This is a genomic window from Actinocrinis sp. (assembly GCF_035650855.1).
Taxonomy (GTDB): Bacteria; Actinomycetota; Actinomycetes; order Streptomycetales; family Catenulisporaceae; genus Actinocrinis.
The window spans coordinates 11,566-33,270 of the sequence record NZ_DASRGV010000112.1 but is presented as its reverse complement, the minus strand read 5'-3'; the positions used below and the strand labels follow the sequence as shown (position 1 = coordinate 33,270).

The window sequence follows — 21,705 nt, the reverse complement described above, 5'->3', positions numbered from 1 at the left end:
GGAGGCCGACAGGGTCACCGACTGCGCCGATCCGGCCGTGACCGCCGTGGAGACGGTCGAGGTCGCCGACGCACCGGCGTTGACGGTGGCCGAGGTCGGGCTGTCGCTGATCGAGAAGTCGTTGGTGGGGGCTCCGCCGGACAGCGTGACGTCGTCGTACAGGGTGTAGGTGGGGTCACCCGGGTAGTTGTCGTCCTTGCTGGTGAGCGTGAGCGTGTAGTTGTGCCCCGCGGTGACCGTCTTCGAGATCTGCTTCCAGCCGGAGTTGGCGACGCAGGTCTTGGCCAGCACCGTGCTCGTCGTGCCGGCGGTGGTGTCGGCGAGGGTCGCGGTCGCCCAGTCGTACGTGACCGTGTCGGGGCAGATCACGTCGTACCAGAACGACAGCGTGCCGCCGCCGCTCGGAGCGGTGAAGGACTGTGCGATCGAGGAGCTTCCGTTGGTCGGCGAGGTGGAGCCGAGCATCGCCGCGTAGGTGCCCGAGTGCGGGCTGGACGTGGTCACGCTGGTGGCCGGGCCGGACGTGGTCCAGCCGGACAGGCTGCCGGTCTCGAAGCCGCCGTTGGTGATCGTGGTCGCCGCGGCGGCCGGAGCGATCGCGGCGGTCAGGGGGAGGAGCGCGAGGGCCGCGACGGTGGCGAGCCGGCGTCGCGCTCGGGAGTTCGATGTGAGTGTGGATGTGGGTGTGGATGATGTGGGTATCAAGGTAGATCCCTTCTACAGCGCAGCTGTTTGCCCGAGAGGATCTGAAGGGCGCCCCGGAGCGCTTGTGGCTCTGCCGGGGGGGATGCGGCGACACCCCGCCTGACAGCAGCGGGTGGCGGGGTGGCACCGAGTGGGCAGTTTGGCAAGACGGTGCGGTAACGGCAAGTGCCCTGACAGTCACGATTGGCAATGGGACGGCAAAGGCGGCAGTTCGCGCCCCGCCGCAGGCTCGCAAATTCGTTCCGCGAAACGCTTCGGCGGCACCGGGGGAATCTCCGGTGCCGCCGAAGCGTAGGTGGGTATTCGGTTGTGACTGGCGACCGCTCGCGGGATCGGGCGCGGCCGCAACTCAGAAGTCTGAGTCTTTAGGGGCCTGGGTTTCCAGGACTCTGCGTTATCAGGAGTCTGTCTTATCGGGAGTCTTACTCGACGACGAGCTCGACCGGGATGTTGCCGCGGGTCGCCTTGGAGTACGGGCACACGCCGTGCGCCTGCTCGACCAGCTTGCGGCCGGTCTCGTTGTCCAGCGACTCGGGCAGCTCCACCCGCAGCACGACCGAGAGCGCGAAGCTGGTCTCGTCCTTGTCCAGGCTCACCTCGGCGGTCACCGAGATCTCGCCGGTGTCCACCTTGGCCTGCCGGCCGACCAGGCCGAGCGCGCTGGCGAAGCAGGCCGCGTAGCCGGCGGCGAACAACTGCTCGGGGTTGGTGCCCTTTCCGTCGCCGCCGAGGGCGGGCGGGAAGGCGAGGGCCAGGTTGAGCTGCCCGTCCGAGCTGACCGCCTTGCCCTCGCGGCCGTTCGCCGTGGCGACTGCGGTGTAGAGGCTCATCGTGTCCCATCCTTCGTGATCCGGGGCGGCCGGTGCGCCGCCCGCGAGAAAAAGCATGGCATACAACTAAATTGTGCGCAACTTAAATGCGCGCCACTGAGGTACACTGAGGTCATGGACATCATCGACCTCACCGGCGAGCAGGCGATGCGCCTCGACGCGCAGCTCTGCTTCGCGCTGCACGCGGCCTCTCGGGCTTTCGACGGTGTGTATCGCGTCCTGCTGCGCGAGTTCGGTCTGACGTACCCGCAGTACCTGGTGCTGCTCGTGCTGTGGGAGCACGGAGAGCTGAGCGTGAAGAACCTCGGCGCGAAGCTGCGGCTGGATTCCGGCACCCTCTCCCCGCTGCTCAAGCGCCTGGAGGCGGCGGGCTGGGTGGAGCGGCGGCGCGCCGTGGACGACGAGCGGTCCGTGGTGGTGAGCCTGACCGAGGCCGGTGGCGCGCTCAAGGAGCGCATCATGCAGGTGCGGACGGGTGTCGGCGTCGCCATCGGCATGAATCAGGAGGAGGCGGACGCGCTGCGGACGCGGCTGGTCGAGCTGACCAGGTCGCTCGACGACACGACCGCCGGCCTGGCTGCCGCCGCTGCGCGGTGATACCGGCAGCGTCGGCTCGTACGCGGTTCCCTTGGGCCGAATGCGTGAAAAACTGACGCCTCATCACCGTTGCTCCCGTAAGACGCCGTATTCAATGCATACGGTCTGACGGCAAAAGGCGATCACGCCTCGTCTACTCGGGCCTAGGGAGCACCGTGCGACGTTCACCCAGCCTTCGCTGTCGTCTGCTTCTCCTCTTCACCGCACTCGCCGGGTTGTTCGGCCTGCTCGCGGCCGCTCCGGCCGCCGCGTTCGTGATGGCGCCCGGGGACAACGGGGACGTCAAGATCCACGCGTCGACCACTCCGGTAGGCGACCAGCGCGACGAGACCCACGTGTGCGTGTTCTACCTCGACGCGTTCAACTTCGACACGATTCAGCACGTGTCCTGGGCGATCCACCAGCAGCCGCCGACCGGCAACGCCAAGGTGCTCAGCGGGTCGATCACGCTGCACAACGGCACCGGGCACACCGCCAACATGAGCCTGCCGGCCGGCCACTACAAGCTCACCTGGACCTTCGTCGGCGAGAAGGGCCAGGCGAAGTTCAAAGTGTTCTGGTCGACCTGCGCCGCTCCGTCGCCCTCGCCGTCGATGAGCGCCTCCGCCTCGGCCTCCGCGTCCGCTTCCGCGTCGCCGTCCGAGTCGGCCTCCGCCGCCCCCTCGCCGTCGACTTCGCCCAGCGCCTCGGCGTCCGCCTCCAAGGTCCCCTCGGCCAGCGCCTCGGCGAAGCCCGGCGGCGGCAAGCTCGCCGAGACCGGAGGCGAGGCTGCCGGCTGGCTGGCCGTCGGTGGTGCGGCGCTCGCCGCAGGTGGCGCCCTCATCCGCAGGGCCCGTGGATCTATGCGTCACCGGTAGTCGAACCCGGTAACTGAGGCCGGGTCGGTCCGAAGGAATTCGGACCGACCCGGCCTCGGCCTTTCGGGCCGCTCCTACGCCTCAAGGACGGGTTCGAGGCCGAAGACCGTCGAGGAGGATGTCGAGAAGCCGGTCGGCGGTGACCGCGTGGCCGCTCTGGTGCGCGACGGTGAAGATCCCGATGAGGCTTGCCGCGATCTCCTGCGCGGTGACATCGGAGCGGAGGTCACCCGCTACGCGACCCGCGTCGAGGATCGCCGAGATCGCGTTCAGCAGTTCGTCCCTGGTCTGGGCGTGGCCGACGGCGCCGGACTCGATTACTGCCGGCAGCGTGTCGAGCATTCCGTTCTTCGTCGCGATCCACTCGCCGAACAGGTCCATCCAACGGCGCATGGCCACGGCCGGGGCCACCTCGGCGAGCAGCTGCCGGGCGCCGTTGGTGAGGCGGACGACTTGGTCCCGGTAGACCGCTTCCACCAGGGACTCGCGGGTCGGGAAGTGGCGATAGAGAGTCCCGATGCCGACGCCGGCCTCGCGGGCGATCGCGCGCATCGACGTCTCCGCATCGCTCGACGCGAACACTCGCGTGGCGACCTCGAGCAGTTGCTCGCGGTTGCGTGTGGCGTCGGCCCGCGGCGTCCGGGGCTGCCGAGTGGTCAAACGGATCACGCTCCGGTTATCTTGGCTTCCGTAAGCGGAGCATAGTCCGGTTCAGGGCGGCGCCACGAACGCGAGGAGACGAGCGAGCATGCAGCAGCACGACGACGCCCTTCAAAGCGGCACGAGCAGGGCGGTTCGGCTCGAGTCGTTCGGCGGGCCGGAGGTGTTGGATCTGCAGGCCGTGCCCGAACCCCAGGCGGGCGACGGGCAGATCCGGGTTCGGGTTACGGCGGCCGGCCTCAACCCGATGGACTGGTTCATGACCACTGATGCCGAGACCGCGGCGCGGTTCGGCCTGAGCCTGCCCTGCGGGTTCGGGACCGACTACGCGGGAGTGGTCGACCAGGTCGGCGCGGGCGGGGCCGGCTACACGGTCGGCGACCGCGTGTTCGGAGCCGCCCTCTCCCGAGCCGTCGCCGACTTCGTCGTGGTCGGCGCGAACGGGAACATCGTAAGCGGCGTCGCTCATCACACCCCGGACGGCCTCGATGACCGCGCCGCTGCCACCCTGTCGATCGCGGGCAGCACCGCGGCCGCCGCTCTCGCAGTCCTCGACCTCGGTCCGCAGGACACGGTGCTGATCGGCGGCGCAGGCGGCGGAGTCGGCGTATTCGCAGTACAGCTGGCGCGCATCGCGGGAGCGCACGTCATCGGGACAGGATCACCGTCGAGCGCCGAGCATCTGCGAAGCCTCGGCGCCGAACCCGTCGCGTACGGCGACGGCCTCATCGACAGGCTCCGCACCCTCGATGCGGGTCCCGTCACCGCGGCACTGGACCTGCACGGGACGGACACGGTGCACGTCGCCCGCGAGCTGGGCGTTCCGGATAGCCGCATCTGCACCATCGCGGCCGTGGTCGACGGCGTCCAGGCTGCCAATGGCGCCAGCGCCGCGCCCGATGCTCTTGAGAACATCGCGCGCCTTGTCGCGGCCGGCCGTCTGCGTGTACCGATCGCGGCCACCTTCGCCGTCGAAGACATCCGCGCGGCCGTCGAACTGCAGGCGGCCCGGCACGTCCACGGCAAGGTGGTGATCGACCTCTAGCCCCGGCGGTAAGCGCGCATGCCGCTCCGCTCGCCGATCGCCGAAATCAGCAGGCTGCTACGAAAACATTCCCGGTCGCACTAGGCTGTCGGCATGATTCAAGATTCCGAACTCTCGACCTCGTTCGGCGCGCAGGCCCGCAATTACGACCGGTACCGGGTCGGGCCGCCCGCGGAAATCCTCGGCCATATCCTGCCCGCCTCCTGTTCGGCGGTGCTGGACCTCGGCGCGGGAACGGGCGCGATGACCCGGCATCTGATGAAGCGGGTGCCGAAGGTCTACGCCGTCGATCCCGATCCGCGAATGCGCGAGGTATTGGCCGAGAATTGCCCCGGCGTCACCGCGCTTGAAGGGGTCGCGGAGCAGATCCCGCTGCCCGACGCCTGCGTGGACACCGTGGTCATGTCCTCCGCCTGGCACTGGGTCGATCCGGATCGGGCCATTCCCGAGGTCGCCCGGATTTTGCGGGACGGCGGCACTCTGGCGCTCGTCTGGAATCGCGGCGACCGCGCCGTGCCGTGGGTCTCGGATATCGAGGAGTTCCGGCGTAGAGCCACCAACACCGGCGATATCGTCTACACCCAGGTTTCGCATTACCTGCAGGACCAGTGGTTGCCGCAGGGCGCGCCGTTCGTCGATATTGAGATATCCGGCCTGTCCTGGTCGACTCCGATAAGCCGCGACGAACTCAGCGCCATGCTGACCACCTACACCGGATATATTCAGGCGCCGCCGGAGCGAAAGCCGGAGATTCTCCGGGAGTTCACCGAATACGTGAACAGCGACCCGCGGCTGGGGAACGGCGACCTCGTCGAGTGGCCGATGCGCTGCCACTACTGGAAGGCGCGCCGCACCGACCGCTGAACTGACTTCGCGAACTCCGCCGCCGGGTGCATGAGAAGGGCGCCCGGCGGCGGAGTTTCGCGTAATCAGGCCAGGTCAGGTCAGGACGCCGGGACCTTCTGCACGTACTGGTCCGTGTACGTCTGGCTCAGGTCGATCTGGTGCCCCTTGACGGCCGGGTCGAATTCCGAGAGCACCCGGAAGACGCTTTGCGGACCGTCCGTCGGCATCAGCCCGGTCGGGTTGTACATGCCGATCTCGTTCGCGAGCGCCTGCACGTACGCGGTCTTGCCGGTGCTGGCGTAGTAGCTGGCCGGCATCGCGTCCGCGATCTGCTGAGCCGAGTGCTGCTGGATGTAGTGCAGCGATTCGACCAGCGCGTTCACCAGCTTCTGCACCGTCGCCGCGTTCGCGCTCTCCCACGCGGCGGTCACGCTGAGCGCGGTGCCGGGGTACGGCCCGCCGAGCGCCGCCTGGGTTCCGGCCACCGAGCGCATGTCCACCAGGATCTTGGCCAGGTGCTTGGACAGCAGCGAGGAGATCGTCGGCTCGGTGGTGACGCCGGCGTCGATGGACTTGTGCTGCATCGCCGCGACGAAGGTGGCGCCCGCGGCCACGCTGACCGGGTGAATGCTGCTCACGCCCGCGCCGCTGTGCGCGGCGAGGTAGTCGGCGAGGAACTCGGTGGAGCCGCCGAGGCCGGTGATGCCGACGTTCTTGCCGGCCAGGTCGGCCGGCGAGGTGATGGCGGCGGACTCGTCGTCGCGCACCAGTTCCACCATGCCCGGCGCCTGGAGCAGCTGGACCACCTCGTGCACCTGGGTGCCCTTGGCGACCAGGTCCTGGTCGTGGTCGTAGAACCCGACCACGCCCTGCACCTGCTTGGAGAGCAGCAGCGAGAAGGTCTGCGCGCCGCTGGTGACGCTGACGATCTGCACGTTGAGGCCCTGCTTGCGGAAGAAGCCGAGCTGCTGGGCCAGGATCAGCGGGATGTAGCTCTGGTTGGTCTGGTTCGCCACCGCGATCTTGACGGTGATCGGGGCGGCGCTTGACCCGCCGCCGGCCGAGGCCGAGGACCCGGAGTTGGAACTCGAGCAGGACGAGATGCCGGCGGCCGCGGTCAGCGCGGCTATCGCGAGGGCGAGCTTGCGATGGAACATGCTTACTGTGCTCTCCTTGGTCGGGGAAGGGGACGCTTGGACAGCTGGGTTCGTGAAGCCGCATTCGTGTAAGTGGGTTGCGATCAGGTCTCCGGTTCCAGTGCGTGCCGGGGCGGGCGCCAGCGCAGCAGCCGGCGCTCCACCAGGGTGATCAGTCCCTCCGCGGCGAGCGCGACGATCGTGGTCACGACCAGTCCCGCGTACACGCCGTTCGGGTTGAAATTGCCCTGCGCCTGCGAGATCAGCGTGCCGAGGCCCTGCTGCGCGCCGAGCATCTCGCCGACCACCGAACCGGTGATGGCCAGGCCGAAGGCGACCCGCAGGCTGGCGATGATCCAGCTGAACGCGGAGGGCAGCACCACGTGCAGGATCACGTCCAGCTGGCTCGCGCCGAGCAGCCGCGCGTTGGCGACCAGGCCGTGGTCCACCTCGCGCGCGCCCTGGAAGGCGTTGAAGAACACGTTGAAGAAGATCAGCAGCACGGCCAGCGCGATCTTCGACTGCATGCCGAGGCCGAACCAGATGATGAAGATCGAGCCGAGCACGATGCGCGGGATCGAGTTGAACGCCCCGATGTAGACCGCCAGGATCTCGGAGAGCAGCTTGACCCGGCCGAGCACGATGCCGCAGACCACGCCGAGCACCACGCCGATGACGAAGCCGATCAGCGCCTCCTGCAGCGTCACCCAGATCTGCTGCCACAGCGGCCCCTCCGTGGTGCCGCCGTGGATCCAGTCCGTCAGCTGCCGCCAGGTGCCCGCCGGATCGCCGTAGAAGAACACGTCGATGGTGTGCGTCGAGGCCAGCAGCTGCCAGATTCCGAGCGCGCCGACCAGCAGCGCGACCTGGATCGAGACGATGATCGCGCGGCGGCGCACCCGCGGCCGGCCCGGCGCGTCGCCGTCGCGCGGTTCAGCGGCGGCGGCGGCGGCGGGGTCGTCCGGCCCGGAACGTTCACGCGGAGGTCGTAGCGCGGGCATAGGCAAGGGAGACCTCTTCGCTCAGACAGGACCAGATCTGCTCGTGCAGCTCGACGAAGCGCGGCTGGAAGCGCACCTCGCGCACGCTGCGCGGCCGCGGCAGATCGACGGCGAACTCCTTCTTCACGGTGGCCGGGCCCGCGGTGAGCACGACCACCGTGTCGGCCAGCGCGATGGCCTCCTCCAGATCGTGGGTGACCATCAGCACCGACGCGCCCAACTGCTCCCAGAGCCCGAGCAGCTCGTCCGACATGATCTGCCGGGTCTGCGCGTCCAGGCCGGAGAACGGCTCGTCCATCAACAGGATCTGCGGATTGTTGATCAGCGTCTGGGCCAGCGCGACCCGCTTACGCATGCCGCCGGAAAGCTGGTACGGAAAGTAAGTTTCAAATCCGCTCAGCCCCACCCGGCGCAACCAGTCCCGCGCGAGTTCGACCGCCTCACGCTTCGGCGTGCCGCGGAACCTGGGGCCGGCCGTGACGTTCGAGAGCACCGTCTTCCACGGGAAGACCGCGTCGTTCTGGAACATGAAACCGGTGCGCGGATCGGTTCCGAGTACCGGCTGCCCGTCGATCAGGATTCTGCCTTCGCTCGGGCGCGCGAGGCCGGCGATCATCGAGAGGATCGTCGACTTCCCGCAGCCGGTGGGGCCGATCAGCACGCAGAAACGCCCCGGGGCGACGGTGAGGTCCACATTGTCCAGCGCGGTGTGCGCACGGCCGTCGGGGCCGCGATACCGCTTGGACACGCCGTGCAGCGCGAGCAACGGAGGCGGTTTTCGAAGTCTGTCAGGGTACGAAGCTTCGAATGCTGCGGAATCGGACCCCGTGGAGCTTCCCAATCGACACTCCTCGCGACTGCCCCCTCGATTGGGCCATGAGGATGCCATCGATTAGCCAAAGGCAACAAGCGATCCGGCCAAGGGACTGTCAACTTAGGGTCCTGCTGGTGTGACGGTGGGTTGTGCTGCCCTAGGGTGCTCGCATGCCACGGGCCGGTCACACGAACACCGCGCTCAGCGCCGGGTTGCCGCAGCGAGTCGTGCTGGGTCTGCTGATCCGCGCGTTCCCGCCGGGTCACGTCGACCAGATCGTCGACGTGCTCGGACGCCGCGAGCAACGCCACCGGCTGTTGCCGGCCAGGCTGATGGTCTATTTCACCCTCGCGCTGTGGATATTCGGCGAGCTGCCCTACGAGGACGTGCTCGGCGAGATCGTGCGCGGTATTCCGGGCCTGACGCACCCGCCGGGCGCGCAGACCGCGAGCGCGGCGGCGATCGGGCGGGCCAGGCGCCGGCTCGGCGTGGAGCCGCTGCGGCTGCTGTTCGAGCGGGCCGCGGCCCCGGCCGCCGCGGTCACCGGGCCGGATCCGCTGCTGCCCGGCGGCTGGCGGCCGCTGCGGTTCGGCCGGATCTCGGCCGACGTGCCGGACACCCTGGCCAATCGGGGCGAGTTCGCGGTGCGCACCGCCGATCCGGCCGCGGCGGTCACGCCGCGGGTGTACCTGTCCTTACTCACCGACGACCTGACCCACCGGGTGGTGGCGGCGGCCGTCGGCGGGGGAGCGGACGGCAGCCGGGACCGGCGCATCGCGGCCTCGGTGTCACCGGGTTCCCTGGTGGTGCTGGACGACGAACGGCCGCTGTCCGCAGCGCTGTGGAGCGCGATCGGCGATCGCGGCGGCGAGCTGCTGTGGCCGGTGGGCGACGGGCTGGCATTTCCGGTGCACCACCGGCTTCCGGACGGATCAGGGCTCTCCCGGCTGCCCGGCGCCGCCGGGGCGGCCCGGATCGTACGGGTGATCGAACGGGGTTCCTCCGCGGGGCGGCTGGTCACCTCGATCCTCGACCATCGCAAGGCACCGGCCGAGCGGCTGACCGCCGTCTTCGACCGGCACCGCGCGCGCGGTAACGGATTTCGTGGCATCACCGCCTATCAAGGAGGCGACCGGATCGTGCTTCGTTCGAAGAGTCCTGACCTGGTGCGCCAGGAGCTCTACGCGATGCTGTGCGTTCACCACGCGATAGGCGAGCTGGTGGACTACACGCTGCTGGAGGGCCGGCAACCGCCGGTGCGCTCCCGGCAGGTCCATATGCACGCGAAGCGCCCTTATTCGGGCGCGGTGCGCCCCCGTTAAGTCAGTTGTGTGAAGTCTTGGCCCCCGCTGTGCGGCTGTGCTCAAATTGCGGCTGTCCCGAGCCCGGGGTGTTTGCTTCACCACGCAATCCGCACATCGGTAGCAGAGGACGGAGATCGTGCCCGCTCGATACGAGGAGCGTGTGAGGCTCGATGGATAAAAACACGGATGATGCCTTACCGCGGACCCGGCGTGGCCTGCGCGACCTGCGTCTGCGCAATCGGCTCGTGCTCTTGGTGCTGCTGCCGCTGATCGCCGCGGTGGCGCTCGGCGCGGCCCGCGTGGTGACCGAGAACGACGCCATCACCGCCGAGGGCAATTTGGCCGGCCAGGTGCAGGTGGCGCTGACCGTCTCAAAACTCGTGCACAGCGTGCAGGACGAGCGGGACCTGATCGCCCGCTATCTGACCGACGGTCAGCAGGCGCAGGACATGACCAGCCTGGCGGCCGCGGAAAGCAACACCACCGCGCAGGTACAGGCGTTCGAGGCGGCGCGGCGGCAGTACGCCGGCAGCATCGGCGCCCTGTCCGCCTCGGCCCAGGCGCTCGCGGTCCAGGCGGACGCCCGGCTCGGCGACCTGACCGTGCTGCGCTCCTCGGTGGTCAGCCTCGGCGACTCGCGGCCGGTGTTCCAGGCCTACACCACGATCATCAGCAGCCTGCTGAACTTCAGCGACCAGCTGGCCACCGGCACCACCGACCACGACCTGGGCAACCTCGTCAGCTCCCTGGCCGCGGTCGAGCAGGCGGGCGAGCAGACCTCGCAGGAGCGCGGCTACCTGGTCTCCATCCTCGGCGGCGGCGGGCAGACCCGGGTGCAGCAGGAGGCGCTGATCCAGGCGCAGGCGAAGTACACCAGCTCGCTGGCCACCCTCACCGCGCAGGCCACGCCGGCCACCGCCGACCTGTTCCAGTCCACGGTCGGCGGTCAGAGCACCGGCACCGCGGACAGCCTCGTGCAGCAGGTGATCGACGCCGCGCTGGACAACCGCCCGGCCAGCACGATCGGCGCGGACCCGGTGGGCGCGTTCAACGCCGCCACCGCGAAGGTCACGCAGGTGCGCCAGGTGGAGAACCGGGTCGGCGCGCAGGCCTTGGACCGCACCTCGTTCCTCCAGTCCGCCGCGCGCACCCAGCTGTACGCGAACGCCGGCATCGTCATCCTGACCCTGCTGCTGGCCTTCGCCGCGACCGCGATCATCGCGCGCTCCATCGTCGAACCGCTCAGGGTGCTGCGGACCTCCGCCTACCAGATCGCCACTGACGGCCTGCCCGCGGTCATCCGCAGGCTGCGCGACGCCACCGACGTGGAAGCGGCGAGCACCAGAGTGGAGCCGATCGCGGTCCGCTCCCGGGACGAGATCGGCGAGGTCGCCCGCGCCTTCGACGAGGTGCACGACGCGGCGGTGCGGCTGGCCACCGAGCAGGCGCTGCTGCGCGGCAACGTCAACGCGATGTTCAAGAACCTCTCCCGCCGCAGCCAGGGCCTGGTGGAACGGCAGCTGCTGCTGATCGACGGGCTTGAGAACAGCGAGAAGGACCCGGGACAGCTGGCGCAGCTGTTCAAGCTGGACCACCTGGCCACCCGCATGCGCCGCAACAACGAGAACCTGCTGGTCCTCGCCGGCGAGGAGACCGCGCGGCGGTGGACCGAGGCGGTGCAGCTGGTGGACGTGGCGCGGGCCGCGGCCGCCGAGGTGGAGCAGTACGAGCGGATCATGTTCGGCGAGATCCCGCGCACCCGGATCGTCGGCAAGGCCGCGCCCGACGTCGCGCACCTGGTCGCCGAGCTGCTGGAGAACGCGACCACTTATTCGTCCCCGCAGACGAAGGTGTGGGTCGCGGCGCGCGGCGCGGACGACGGCGGCGTGATCCTGCACATCGAGGACGTCGGCATCGGCATGACCGCGGCGGACCTGCGCCGCTCCAACGAGCGGCTGTCCAAGCCGCCGCTCGTGGACGTCGGGGTCTCCCGGCAGATGGGACTGTTCGTCGTCGGCCGGCTGGCCGCGCGCTACGGAATCAGTGTCACGCTCTCCGAATCCCCGGCCGGCGGCGTCACCGCCTCGATCCACCTGCCGGTCACGCTGGTCGACCTCGGCGCGATGGCGGCCCGGCGGCCGGACGACTCCGGCCCGCAGCCGCGGGTCACCGTGCCCGGTATCGCCCGCGAGGGCTTCAGCGGCGGCGGCCTGCTCGACCAGGGCCGCGGCGGCGCGCCGGAGGACTGGCAGGGCGGCGAGTTCGGCAGAACCCGGCGATTAGGCGAACCGCCGAGCCCTCCGCCGCCGGACGCCGGCGTGGGCGCCGGGTTCCGCGAACCGCCGGTCAACGGCGCGGGCCGCTTCAGCGCCAATCCGGTGCTCCCCGGCCAGTTCGCGGCCCCGCCCTTCCCCGGTCCGGCGATGGATCGTCAGCACCCGGATTCACAGCGGCCGGATCCGCTGAATCCCCAGTCGCCGCGATCGAACGCGGCGGTATACATCGATGGCGCGCCCTCCGCACCGGTGATCGACCCGACGTGGTTCGAGCCGAAGCAGGCCGCACCCGACGACCCTCTTCCGACGAGGGGTCCTCGACAGGCGCAGCCTCCGCAGCAGGCGCAGCCTCCGCAGCAGCAAACTCAGCCTCCGCGGCAAACGCAGAACTCTCATCCAGCGCCGAGCGCCGAGGTGAGACAAGCCGCGCGCAGCGACGCCGCGATGACCGACACCAACGAGCGGCTGCCGATCTTCGAGGCCGTCGAGTCCGAGTGGTTCCGCCGCCGCGGCACCCGTCCGCCGCACTCCGGTTGGAGCCCTCGGTCCGTTCAGCCGTGGGACGCCACGAGGGCGGCCAACGGCTCCGCGCAGGCCGCGTCAAACGTGCAGCAGGCCGCCTCGAACGCGCAGGGCCCGATGGCCGGGCGCTTCAGGCCGCCCTCCGTGCCCGTGGGCGCGCCCGTGCCCACGATGACCGAACCCGAATCCGGTCCACGGACCTGGTCTTCGCCGGGCGACGACGCCTGGAAGGCCGCCGCCGCGCTCGCCAACCCGGCCCGCGACGGGGTCACCAACAGCGGCCTGCCGCGCCGGGTGCCGAAGGCGAACCTGGTACCCGGCAAGGCCGGGGCCAACGGCGCGGCCAAGGTCACTCCGCCGCCGGGGATCTCGTCGACCGCGGAGGCCGTGCGCAAGCGCCTGTCGACCTTCCGCCGCAACTCGCAGCAGTTGGCCGGCGAGACCGAACAGAGTTGAGGAACGGGACATGAGGGGTATGAGCCAGGAGGCGGAGAGCCTCAACTGGTTGATCTCGAATTTCGTGGAGCGGGTCCCCGGGGTGGCCCACACCATCGTGGTCTCCTCCGACGGGCTGCTGATCGCGTCCTCGGAGGGCTTGACCCGCGACCGGGCCGACCAGCTCGCCGCGGTGGCCAGCGGCCTGGCGAGCCTGACCCAGGGCTCGGCCCGGATCTTCGAGGGCGGCGCGGTCACCCAGACGGTGGTCGAGATGGTCCGCGGCTTCCTGTACGTGATGGCGATCAGCGACGGCTCGGTCATGGCGACCCTCGCCTCCACCGAGAGCGACATGGGCCTGATCGGCTACGAGATGACCAACCTGGTGGAGCGCACCGGGGAGGTGTTGACGCCGGCGCTGCGCGAAGAACTGCAGAACGCTCTGCCGCAGTGACCCGGACGACCAAGAACTCTGATATTAGTGAGCAGCCCGGCAGGCTGAGGGAGGTGCAAGGTGGGTTCCGAAGGCGAGGCGTCTCCCTTCGTACGCCCTTATGCCGTCACCGGCGGACGCACGCAGTCCCATTCGCAGCTCGCGATGGAGGCGCTGGTCACGACGACCGCCCGGGGCTGGAACGTCATGCACACCCTGGTGCCCGAGTACGAGAAGGTCTGCCGCCTGTGCTCCGAGTTCAAGTCCGTGGCCGAGATCGCGGCGCTGCTCAGGATGCCGCTCGGCGTCACCGGGGTGATCGTGGGCGACCTGGCCGAGAGCGGCCTGGTCTCGGTGCAGCAGCCGGACTCCCCGGACGGCCAGCCTGACCTGGCGCTACTGGAAAGGGTGCTCATTGGCCTTCGCAACCTCTGACCAGGGCGGCCGGCGGGCCGGCCCCGGACGCGACACGGCGGTCACGCCGGTGAAGATCGTGATCGCCGGCGGCTTCGGCGCGGGCAAGACCACCTTCGTCGGCACCGTCTCCGAGATCGTGCCGCTGACCACCGAGGCGGTCATGACCGCGGTGGCCGAGCGGGTCGACGACGTGCGGGGCGTGCCCGGCAAGCAGACCACCACGGTGGCGATGGACTTCGGCCGGGTGACGCTGGACTCGGACTTGGTGCTCTACCTGTTCGGCACGCCCGGGCAGACCCGGTTCTGGTTCATGTGGGACGACCTGTGCCGCGGCGCGATCGGCGCGATCGTGCTCGTGGACACCAGGCGGCTGGCCGACAGCTTCTCCGCGGTCGACTACTTCGAGGACTTCGGGCTGCCGTACATCATCGGAGTGAATTGTTTCGACGGGAAGCTGGTGCACGAGGTCTCCGACATCCGCGAGGCGCTGTCCGTGCCGCCGGACGTCCCGGTCGTCACGCTCGACGCCCGCGACCGCGAGCCGGTCAAGGCCGCGCTGATCCGATTGGTGCAGCAGAGCGTGAGTTTCCGCACCCGGGTCGGCGCGGACAGCAAGCCGGTCAGCTCCGGGATCGGCTGACCGCGGCGGGATCGGCCGGGCATCGCGCGAAGGCCGCGAGCGCGGTCGATTCGTCCCTCCGGTCGGTTTTCGCGGCGTATTGCGACGGGTTAGTACACTGACTGCATGGCTGAACCGACTGCACCGGGCCAGGAATCGAACGGCGCACGACCCAGTCGGCGGGCTCTGCTGGCCGGCACCGCGGGACTCGGCATGGCCGGCGCGTTCGGCTGGTGGCAGGCCACTCCGGACGGCACCGGGCAGCGCCTGGGCGACCGGCGTCCGATCCCGCAGCCCGGCGCCACCGCGATGGTCAGCTTCCCGCTGGGCCTGTCGGACCTCCAGCTGGCCGGTCAGCGGGTCATCTTCTCCTACCCCGGCACCACCCCGCCGGCCAGCCTGCTGAGCGACATCAGCGCCGGCCTTGTCGGCGGCGTGATCTTCTTCGGCGAGAACATCACCAGCGCGAGCCAGATCGCCGGGGTGATCGCCCAGCTGCGGCAGGCCGCGAAGAGCGGCCCGATCAAGCAGCCGCTGCTGCTGATGACCGATCAGGAGGGCGGCCTCGTGCGCCGGCTGCCGGGCCAGCCGACGCTGTCGGCGAAGCAGATGGGCCAGGCCGCCGACCCGGTGGCCGCGGCGAGCGCCGGCGGCACGGGGGCCGGGCAGAACCTGCGCGGCGTCGGCATGAACGTCAATCTGGCCCCCGTGCTCGACGTGTTCTACACCGCGGGCAACTTCATCGACCAGTATCAGCGTTCGTTCAGCAACGACCCGGCCACGGTCGCCGCGCTGGGATCGGCCTTCATCAGCGCGCAGCAGGCGACCAGGGTGGCGGCCACCGCCAAGCACTTCCCCGGCCTCGGCTCGGCGGCTACCTCGCAGAACACTGACCTTGAGGCCGTGACGCTGAACGTCTCGCTGAACCAGTTGCACACGATCGACGAGGTGCCCTATCCGGCGGCGATCAGCGCGGGCGTCATGCTGGTGATGTGCTCGTGGGCGCTCTACCCGGCGCTGGACCCGAGCCTTCCCGCGGGCCTCTCGCCGACGATCGTGAACGGGGAACTGCGCGGCCGCAACGGATTCCGCGGCGTGACCATCACGGACGCGCTTGAGGCGGGTGCGCTGAGCGCGTACGGCAGCACGGCCCAGCGCGCGGTCAAGGCGGCGGCGGCCGGAATGGACCTGATCCTCTGCTCGGCCCGCGACGTGAGCCAGGGACAGAGCGCCCGCAACGCGCTCGCGACCGCGCTCGGCAACGGCACGCTCGACTCCACCAGCTTCCACGCCGCGACGGAGCGGATCGGCTGGCTGCGCTCCGCGCTGCCCTAACCGCCGGGGCCTTGCGTACGCGAGGCCCGTGCAGGCGGCGAATCAGACCTCGCTGGCCGCCGGAGCCTGCTCGCGGTGCCGGCCGCGCAGCTCCAGCTCGATCTGCTCGAGGCTGCGCCCCTTGGTCTCCGGCACCAGCCACCGGGCCAGCACGAACAGCACCGCGTTGACCGCGGCGAACACCCACATCGAGTGGCCGATGCCGAGCGCGTTCTTGTCCGACATGATCGGGAAGACCGCGGTCACGATGCCGGTCGCCGCCCACAGCACCACGCTGCTCACGCCCATGCCGGCCGCCCGCACCCGCAGCGGGAAGACCTCGGCCATCATCACCCACACCACCGCGCCCCAGCCCAGCTCGTACGCGGCCAGGTAGCCGATCAGCAGGATCAGGGTCGCCACGCCGAGGGCGGTCTTGCCGTGCACGTCCAGCACCACGAAGCCGGTCGACGCGAGTGTCACGAACATCAGCGCGTTGCCGATGAGCAGCAGGGGTTTGCGACCCCAGCGGTCGACCACGAACACCACCCACGCGGTGAACGCGAGCTTGGTCACGCCGAGCGCGATCGCGCTCAGCAGCGCGGTGCTGGTGGTGAAGCCGAGGGAGACCAGCATCGTCGGGAAGTAGGCGTTGATCGCGTTGACGCCGCTGAACTGCTGCCCGACCGCCAGCAGCAGCGCCACGAACAGCATCGGCCGCACCCACGGCGCCCACAGCTCGCGCAGGCTGCCGCGCTGCTCGGCGTCGAGCCGGATGACCTCCTGGATGGTGGCCAGTTCGCCGTCCACGGCCTCCTGCCGGTGGATGCCCGCCAGCACCGCGCGCGCCTCCTGCTCGCGCCCGGCCTGCACCAGCCAGCGCGGCGTCTCCGGCAGCAGCGTCAGCCCGGCCAGCAGGATCGCCGCGGGCACCAGCGCGCCGGCGAACATGCCGCGCCAGTCGCCGGTCGCGGCCAGCCAGTAGCCGACCAGGAAGGCGATCAGGATCCCGGAGACGATGAAGATCTGGTTGAGCGAGGCCAGCGCGCCGCGCAGCCGCGCCGGGGCCAGTTCGGACAGATACGTGGGCACGGTCGCGGAGGAGCAGCCGATGCCGATCCCGATGACGCCGCGCGCGACGGTCAGCTCCGGCAGGTTCTGCGAGAGCATGCAGGCCACCGTCCCGACGATGACGACGAGCGCCGCCGCCATGATCGCGCGGCGGCGGCCGAGCCGGTCGCCGAGCCGGGAGGCCGCGGCCGCGCCGATCATCGCGCCGACCGAGAGGCTCGCCGTGACCACGCCCTTCTGAAAGCCGGTCAGGTGCCAGTCCTTGGCGAGGATGACCAGGATCGCGGCGATGACGCCGAGGTCGTAGCCGAACAGGATGCCGCCGAGCGCGCCGAAGAAGTACAGCGTGAACCGGCTGATGCGCCGGCCCGCAGGCGTCGTCGCCGTCTGCGTCATTGCGGAACCACCTTTCGTGGGGTTGAGTGGGCGCCGTCAGCGGACGCTGCTTTCAGCGGGCACTGTGTTCGAGCGGGCACTGTTTTCAGCGGATGCCGACCCGCCGCAGCTGTTGACTGAGGTCGCCGGCCACCTCGTGCAGCAGCTTGCCGACGCGGTGCAACTCCGCGTCGGTCACTTCGCCTGAGGGCATGGAGCAGCTCATCGCGTCGGTGGCGGGGATGCGGTACGGCACCACGGCGGCCGCGCAGGCCACGCCCGGAGTGCCTTGCTCGCGTTCGGTCGCGTAGCCGCGTGCCCGGGTGACTCCGAGTTCGGCGCGCAGCGTTTCGCGATCGGTGATGGTGCGCTCGGTGAGTGTGGGCAGTTCCGTCGGAAGCAGCTTGGTGAGCTCCGCGTCGGAGAGTTCAGCGAGCAGCGCCTTGCCGAGCGAGGTCGCGTAGGCCGGCAGCGTTCGGCCAACGCGGGAGACCAAGTGCGCCGAGCGACGGGATTCGCGTGTCTCCAAATACACGATGTCCGCTCCGCACAGCCGCGCGTAATGCGCCGTCAGACCAGTCTGCTCGCGCACACGTTCCAGGGCGTCGGTCGCATAAGGCATCACTGGATCGCGATCCAGATACGCGGTACCGCATATCAATGCTCGAACACCAAGTCGGAATCTGGTTCCTACGTCGTCTGACTCGATCCAACCCAGGTCGCGCAGCGTACGCAGCAGGCCGTGCAGGCTTGAGCGTGGGAAGCCGGTCTGGGTATGTAACTCAGTCATTGAGGTCCAGGAGTGGTTCCTCCCGAAGGCTTCTAGTAACTCAACGGCCCGCCGGGCGGATTTCACCCCGGCCGCCGCTTCCGTGTCGGCCCCAGCCCCCCCGACGACCGCCATAAGCTTCCTTCCTTCCGGCCGTCTTGTAACGAACCTTGACCAAGTCTGCTTCCCCGAATATGTTTCACACGCTGCACATGCTTCATGCTCGTGTCAACTATTCACATACATGAACGGCGTCTCAGAGTCGAGGTGTCCATGCACTCCACGAGGCCGCGGCCCAACCGAACGGGCCGCGCGATGCTGGCCGCGGTGGCCGGCTGCGCGCTGGCCGGCACGGCGGCGCTGTCCGGGTGCAGCGCGTCGTCCACCGCGGGCGGCAGCGGCGGCGGAGGATCCCTGCCGCAGTCGAAGAACGCCCACGCCACCGGCGATCTGACGGTGTGGATCCGCGGGGCCGGGGACTCGCCGAAGGCGTATCAGAAGATCTTCGACGCGTTCACCGCGCAGTCCGGCATCAAGGTGGACATCACCACCGCCACGCTCACCGACTTCGAGACCAAGCTGACCGCCGCGGCCTCCGCGCACCGGCTGCCCGACGTCGTGCTCGACGACGCCGCGCAGCTGGGCAACTTCGAGAGCCAGGGCATCATCCTGCCCGTCGACAAGGCGAAGCTGGCCGGCGCGGACCAGCTGACCGACCTGGCCTGGAAGTCCGCCACCGACCTGCACGGCCAGCCTTACGCGGTCCCGTTCTCGGCTCAGGCCAACGTGCTGCTGATCCGCAAGGACTGGCTGGACAAGCTTGGCCTGCAGCCGCCGAAGACCTGGGACGACCTGGCCAAGGTGGCCAAGGCGTTCACGACGCAGGACCCTGACGGCGACGGCAAGGCGGACACCTACGGCCTCGACATACCCGGCTCCACCGCCCGCGGCTACACCTCGTGGTACTGGTCGAGCTTCCTGTACCAGGCCGGCGGCGACTTCGTGAAGTCCGCGGGCGACGGCAAGTACACCGCGACCGTGAACACGCCGCAGGCCGTGCAGTCCGCGCGGTTCCTGGAGAACCAGGTGTGCACCGCCAAGGACGTGCAGCCCTCGGTGCTCGGAGACGACACGACCGCGACCAACAAGGCGTTCCAGACCGGCGTCGCAGGCATCTACCTCACCGGGCCCTACGCCTACGCGACCATGGACGCGACGACGGTCAAGGGCAAGTACATCGTGATTGCGCCGCCCGCCGGGCCGAGCGGCACCACCGCGACCCTCGCCGAGGGCACCGACATCTTCACCATGGCCGACGCCAAGAGCGACGAGGCGACGAAGCTGGAAGAGTTCATGATCACCCCGCAGGCGCAGCAGCTCGGGATGATCGGGGTCAAGACGGCCACAGTGGTGCGCCTTTCGGTGAACAAGACCGTCGACGCGGCTGCCGTGCACAACGGCGACCAGCGCTGGCAGGTGGCGCAGCAGGTCTACGCCGACGCAGGGCACTACGAATGGGACAACCTGCCGAACTGGACCGCGCTGCGGCAGAAGGCCTCCGCCGGCCTGAACAAGCTGCTCTCCTCCTGCGGCGACACGCAGTCCGCGCTGAACGCGCTCAACGGTGATCTGAACTCGGCGCTGCGGCAGCAGGGGGTCGGATGATGCGTGCCGAGGCGGCCAGGACGCCGGCCCGGCGTCCTGGCCGTGTTGCTGTCAGACTGTGCACCACGACCACGGGAGCGCTGAGGTGACCGCGCAAGCATCCCCGGCGTCCACTCCCGAAGCCCCGGTCCCGGCCGCACGCGCGCGCGGCCGGGATACCGGTTTGTACGAGCCGGTCGCCCCGCCGGCCAGGCGGCCCGCGCCGCGCCGCCGGATCCGGCGCACCGGCCGCAGGCTGATGCCCTGGCTGTATCTGGCCCCTGTCTTGGTCTTCATCGGGGTCTTCAAGCTCTGGCCCACGATCTGGGGCGTGTACCTCAGCTTCTTCCACGTGCGGCCGTATCTCGGCAACCAGTACGTGGCCGGGGCGAACTACCAGCGCGCGTTCAGCGACCCCGATCTGCGCGCGGCCGTGCTGCACACGGTGATCGACGCGGTCGGCGCCGTGGCCGGCTCGATCCTGGTCGGCTTCGCGCTGGCGCTGCTGCTCGAGGGCCCGGCCCGGCATCTGCGGATCCTGCGAACGGCCGTGTTCCTGCCGACCGTCGTGGCCATGGTCGCCGCCGCCTCGCTGTGGCAGACGCTGCTTTACCCGAGCCGGTACGGCGCGGTGAACTCGCTGCTCGGCGCGTTCGGTGCCGGGCCGGCCCCGTTCCTGTCGAGCACGCACTCCTCGCTGGCCTCGGTGATCCTGATCCAGGTCTGGAAGAACGCGCCGTACGACATGGTCATCTTCGTGGCCGGCCTGGCCGGGATCGACCGGCAGCTCTACGAGGCCGCGCACCTCGACGGCGCCGGGGCGCTGCAGCGGCTGCGCTATGTAACGCTCCCCTCGCTGCGGCCGATCACCACGATCGTGCTGACCCTCGGGATCATCAGGGGCCTGCGGGTGTTCACCGAGATCTGGGTCGCCACCAGCGGCGGCCCGGCCGGCTCGACGCAGTCCGTGGTCACCTACGTCTACGAGCAGTTCAGCGAGAACAACGACGCCGGGTACGCCGCCGCGATCGGCACCCTGCTGCTCGCCGTCACGATCCTGCTCACCTGCCTGAATCTGTGGTGGCGCAACCGAAGGGAGGCCTGGTGAGCAGCACGTACGACGGGCTGGAGACCGGCGGAGTTCCGGCCACTTCCAACACCCTCGGCCTGCGTCCGCCGCGCCGGCTCACGCGCGGCCGCGCCGGAAGAATGACGCTGCGTCTCCTGCTTTACGGGGTCGCCGTCTTCATCTTCGTCCTCCCGCTTTGGACGCTCATCGCGACCGCTTTCTCCGGCGGCCTTGCCCGCCTCGGCCAGGTGATGCTGCTGCCCAAGCACGCCACGTTCGGGAACCTGACTCAGGCCTGGAATCTCGGCGTGGCCCGCGGCCTGCTCAACTCCGTCGTCGTCGCGGTGGTCGGGCTCACCCTGCAGCTCACGGTCAGCACCCTGGCAGCGCACGCGCTGGCCAGGCGGCGGTTTCGCGGCTCGACGGTGGTGCTGCTGCTGATCCTGGCCACGATGATGATGCCCGAGGAGGTCATCGCGGTCCCGCTGTTCCAGGTGCTCGGCGAGATCCCGCAGCCGTTCACCGGCGGCACGCTGGTCAACTCGTACGCGGGCCTGACCCTGCCGCTGGTCGGCTGGGCGCTGCCGGTGTTCGTGCTCACCGGGTTCATGCGGCGCATCCCGCTGGAGCTCGAGGAGGCGGCGCGGGTCGACGGCGCCTCCGATTTCCGCATCCTGACCCGGATCATCGTGCCGCTGTGCCTGCCCGCCCTGGGCACCTGCGCCGTCTTCGGCTTCCTGATGATCTGGGACCAGTACCTGCTGCCGCTGCTGGTTGCGCAGAGCCCGGACATGAATACTCTGACCGTCGTGGTGACCAGCCTGCAAGCCAGCCAGGAGCAGGGCGAGGGCGTCAAGCTCGCGGCCGTGCTGGTGCTGATGGTCCCGGGCGTCCTGGTGTACCTGGGCCTGCAACGGCTCTTCGAACGCGGCCTGCTCAGCGGCTCGCTCAAGGGATAGAAGGATA

Annotated in this window: 20 protein-coding genes and 1 pseudogene; 13 read left to right on the top strand and 8 right to left on the bottom strand. The window is 69.6% G+C overall.

All coding sequences use genetic code 11. The features are described 5' to 3' along the window. Together VFB40_RS08855 and VFB40_RS08850 are read right to left on the bottom strand one after the other, a co-directional pair. A pseudogene (locus VFB40_RS08855) lies at positions 1-705 on the bottom strand (hypothetical protein); the annotation flags it as partial. A 422-nt stretch (positions 706-1,127) separates the two neighbouring features. Continuing rightward, positions 1,128-1,535: an organic hydroperoxide resistance protein gene (locus VFB40_RS08850; RefSeq protein WP_324848816.1), complete on the bottom strand. Its 408-nt coding sequence runs from the start codon at positions 1,533-1,535 to the stop codon at positions 1,128-1,130. A 114-nt stretch (positions 1,536-1,649) separates the two neighbouring features. On the opposite strand from VFB40_RS08850, the gene VFB40_RS08845 reads away from it, so the two are divergent. After that, positions 1,650-2,132: a MarR family winged helix-turn-helix transcriptional regulator gene (locus VFB40_RS08845; protein WP_324848815.1), complete on the top strand. Its 483-nt coding sequence runs from the start codon at positions 1,650-1,652 to the stop codon at positions 2,130-2,132. A 155-nt stretch (positions 2,133-2,287) separates the two neighbouring features. Beyond that, complete coding sequence (locus VFB40_RS08840; RefSeq protein WP_324848814.1) at positions 2,288-2,989, top strand: LPXTG cell wall anchor domain-containing protein; 702 nt, start codon at positions 2,288-2,290, stop codon at positions 2,987-2,989. Positions 2,990-3,070: 81 nt separating this feature from the next. On the opposite strand, the gene VFB40_RS08835 is transcribed toward VFB40_RS08840, so the two are convergent. Further along, positions 3,071-3,649: a TetR/AcrR family transcriptional regulator gene (locus VFB40_RS08835; RefSeq protein ID WP_349261400.1), complete on the bottom strand. Its 579-nt coding sequence runs from the start codon at positions 3,647-3,649 to the stop codon at positions 3,071-3,073. A gap of 88 nt (positions 3,650-3,737) precedes the next feature. On the opposite strand from VFB40_RS08835, the gene VFB40_RS08830 reads away from it, so the two are divergent. After that, positions 3,738-4,694: an NADP-dependent oxidoreductase gene (locus tag VFB40_RS08830; RefSeq protein WP_324848812.1), complete on the top strand. Its 957-nt coding sequence runs from the start codon at positions 3,738-3,740 to the stop codon at positions 4,692-4,694. A 213-nt stretch (positions 4,695-4,907) separates the two neighbouring features. Next, positions 4,908-5,558: a class I SAM-dependent methyltransferase gene (locus tag VFB40_RS08825; protein ID WP_527249189.1), complete on the top strand. Its 651-nt coding sequence runs from the start codon at positions 4,908-4,910 to the stop codon at positions 5,556-5,558. A gap of 80 nt (positions 5,559-5,638) precedes the next feature. Here the strand turns inward: VFB40_RS08825 and VFB40_RS08820 are convergent, their stop codons facing one another. The 3 genes from VFB40_RS08820 to VFB40_RS08810 all read right to left on the bottom strand — a co-directional run bounded on the left by VFB40_RS08820 (position 5,639) and on the right by VFB40_RS08810 (position 8,443). Then, a complete protein-coding gene (locus VFB40_RS08820) occupies positions 5,639-6,697 on the bottom strand; it encodes an ABC transporter substrate-binding protein (RefSeq protein ID WP_324848810.1) in 1,059 nt (352 codons plus the stop codon). Between the two features lie 83 nt (positions 6,698-6,780). Beyond that, positions 6,781-7,677, bottom strand: coding sequence for an ABC transporter permease (locus VFB40_RS08815; RefSeq protein ID WP_324848809.1), 897 nt, complete (start codon positions 7,675-7,677; stop codon positions 6,781-6,783). Further along, on the bottom strand, positions 7,652-8,443 hold the full coding sequence (locus VFB40_RS08810) for an ABC transporter ATP-binding protein (protein WP_324848808.1): 792 nt from the start codon (positions 8,441-8,443) through the stop codon (positions 7,652-7,654). The genes VFB40_RS08815 and VFB40_RS08810 overlap by 26 nt, the downstream gene beginning before the upstream one ends. A 218-nt stretch (positions 8,444-8,661) precedes the next feature. Between VFB40_RS08810 and VFB40_RS08805 the strand changes: the two genes are divergently transcribed. From VFB40_RS08805 to VFB40_RS08780, 6 genes are all read left to right on the top strand, one after another. Next, positions 8,662-9,813: a transposase domain-containing protein gene (locus VFB40_RS08805; protein WP_324848807.1), complete on the top strand. Its 1,152-nt coding sequence runs from the start codon at positions 8,662-8,664 to the stop codon at positions 9,811-9,813. Positions 9,814-9,965: 152 nt separating this feature from the next. Next, positions 9,966-13,049: a sensor histidine kinase gene (locus VFB40_RS08800; protein WP_324848806.1), complete on the top strand. Its 3,084-nt coding sequence runs from the start codon at positions 9,966-9,968 to the stop codon at positions 13,047-13,049. 10 nt (positions 13,050-13,059) lie between these two features. Continuing rightward, positions 13,060-13,482, top strand: a complete 423-nt coding sequence (locus VFB40_RS08795) for a roadblock/LC7 domain-containing protein (RefSeq protein ID WP_349261399.1) — start codon at positions 13,060-13,062, stop codon at positions 13,480-13,482. A 60-nt stretch (positions 13,483-13,542) separates the two neighbouring features. Next, positions 13,543-13,896, top strand: a complete 354-nt coding sequence (locus VFB40_RS08790; protein ID WP_324848805.1) for a DUF742 domain-containing protein — start codon at positions 13,543-13,545, stop codon at positions 13,894-13,896. Further along, positions 13,877-14,518 (top strand): GTP-binding protein, encoded by a 642-nt coding sequence (locus VFB40_RS08785; protein ID WP_414642063.1) that lies wholly within the window; start codon positions 13,877-13,879, stop codon positions 14,516-14,518. Before VFB40_RS08790 ends, VFB40_RS08785 begins: the two co-directional genes overlap by 20 nt. Positions 14,519-14,623: 105 nt before the next feature. Then, entirely contained in the window at positions 14,624-15,832 is a 1,209-nt protein-coding gene (locus VFB40_RS08780; RefSeq protein ID WP_324848804.1) for a glycoside hydrolase family 3 N-terminal domain-containing protein, read from the top strand. A 42-nt stretch (positions 15,833-15,874) separates the two neighbouring features. Here VFB40_RS08780 and VFB40_RS08775 read toward each other — a convergent pair whose 3' ends face one another. Both VFB40_RS08775 and VFB40_RS28495 read right to left on the bottom strand, forming a co-directional pair. Further along, entirely contained in the window at positions 15,875-17,278 is a 1,404-nt protein-coding gene (locus VFB40_RS08775; protein ID WP_324848803.1) for a sugar porter family MFS transporter, read from the bottom strand. Between the two features lie 85 nt (positions 17,279-17,363). Beyond that, entirely contained in the window at positions 17,364-18,161 is a 798-nt protein-coding gene (locus tag VFB40_RS28495; RefSeq protein ID WP_349261398.1) for an IclR family transcriptional regulator, read from the bottom strand. Between the two features lie 138 nt (positions 18,162-18,299). Between VFB40_RS28495 and VFB40_RS08760 the strand changes: the two genes are divergently transcribed. From VFB40_RS08760 to VFB40_RS08750, 3 genes are all read left to right on the top strand, one after another. After that, on the top strand, positions 18,300-19,691 hold the full coding sequence (locus tag VFB40_RS08760; protein WP_324848802.1) for an ABC transporter substrate-binding protein: 1,392 nt from the start codon (positions 18,300-18,302) through the stop codon (positions 19,689-19,691). Positions 19,692-19,776: 85 nt separating this feature from the next. Next, on the top strand, positions 19,777-20,778 hold the full coding sequence (locus VFB40_RS08755; RefSeq protein WP_324848801.1) for a carbohydrate ABC transporter permease: 1,002 nt from the start codon (positions 19,777-19,779) through the stop codon (positions 20,776-20,778). Next, the gene (locus VFB40_RS08750) at positions 20,775-21,698 is read left to right on the top strand and encodes a carbohydrate ABC transporter permease (protein WP_324848800.1); all 924 of its coding nucleotides are present in this window, start codon (positions 20,775-20,777) and stop codon (positions 21,696-21,698) included. Before VFB40_RS08755 ends, VFB40_RS08750 begins: the two co-directional genes overlap by 4 nt. The last annotated feature ends 7 nt before the right edge of the window (positions 21,699-21,705 follow it).

What these genes read in the sequence shown, in the direction of transcription:
- VFB40_RS08850 (WP_324848816.1), bottom strand. Translation starts at nt 1,535, where the DNA reads ATGAGCCTCTACACCGCAGTCGCCACGGCGAACGGCCGCGAGGGCAAG.
- VFB40_RS08845 (WP_324848815.1), top strand. Translation starts at nt 1,650, where the DNA reads ATGGACATCATCGACCTCACCGGCGAGCAGGCGATGCGCCTCGACGCG.
- VFB40_RS08830 (WP_324848812.1), top strand. Translation starts at nt 3,738, where the DNA reads ATGCAGCAGCACGACGACGCCCTTCAAAGCGGCACGAGCAGGGCGGTT.
- VFB40_RS08820 (WP_324848810.1), bottom strand. Translation starts at nt 6,697, where the DNA reads ATGTTCCATCGCAAGCTCGCCCTCGCGATAGCCGCGCTGACCGCGGCC.
- VFB40_RS08815 (WP_324848809.1), bottom strand. Translation starts at nt 7,677, where the DNA reads ATGCCCGCGCTACGACCTCCGCGTGAACGTTCCGGGCCGGACGACCCC.
- VFB40_RS08805 (WP_324848807.1), top strand. Translation starts at nt 8,662, where the DNA reads ATGCCACGGGCCGGTCACACGAACACCGCGCTCAGCGCCGGGTTGCCG.
- VFB40_RS08800 (WP_324848806.1), top strand. Translation starts at nt 9,966, where the DNA reads ATGGATAAAAACACGGATGATGCCTTACCGCGGACCCGGCGTGGCCTG.
- VFB40_RS08795 (WP_349261399.1), top strand. Translation starts at nt 13,060, where the DNA reads ATGAGGGGTATGAGCCAGGAGGCGGAGAGCCTCAACTGGTTGATCTCG.
- VFB40_RS08780 (WP_324848804.1), top strand. Translation starts at nt 14,624, where the DNA reads ATGGCTGAACCGACTGCACCGGGCCAGGAATCGAACGGCGCACGACCC.
- VFB40_RS08775 (WP_324848803.1), bottom strand. Translation starts at nt 17,278, where the DNA reads ATGACGCAGACGGCGACGACGCCTGCGGGCCGGCGCATCAGCCGGTTC.
- VFB40_RS28495 (WP_349261398.1), bottom strand. Translation starts at nt 18,161, where the DNA reads ATGGCGGTCGTCGGGGGGGCTGGGGCCGACACGGAAGCGGCGGCCGGG.
- VFB40_RS08760 (WP_324848802.1), top strand. Translation starts at nt 18,300, where the DNA reads ATGCACTCCACGAGGCCGCGGCCCAACCGAACGGGCCGCGCGATGCTG.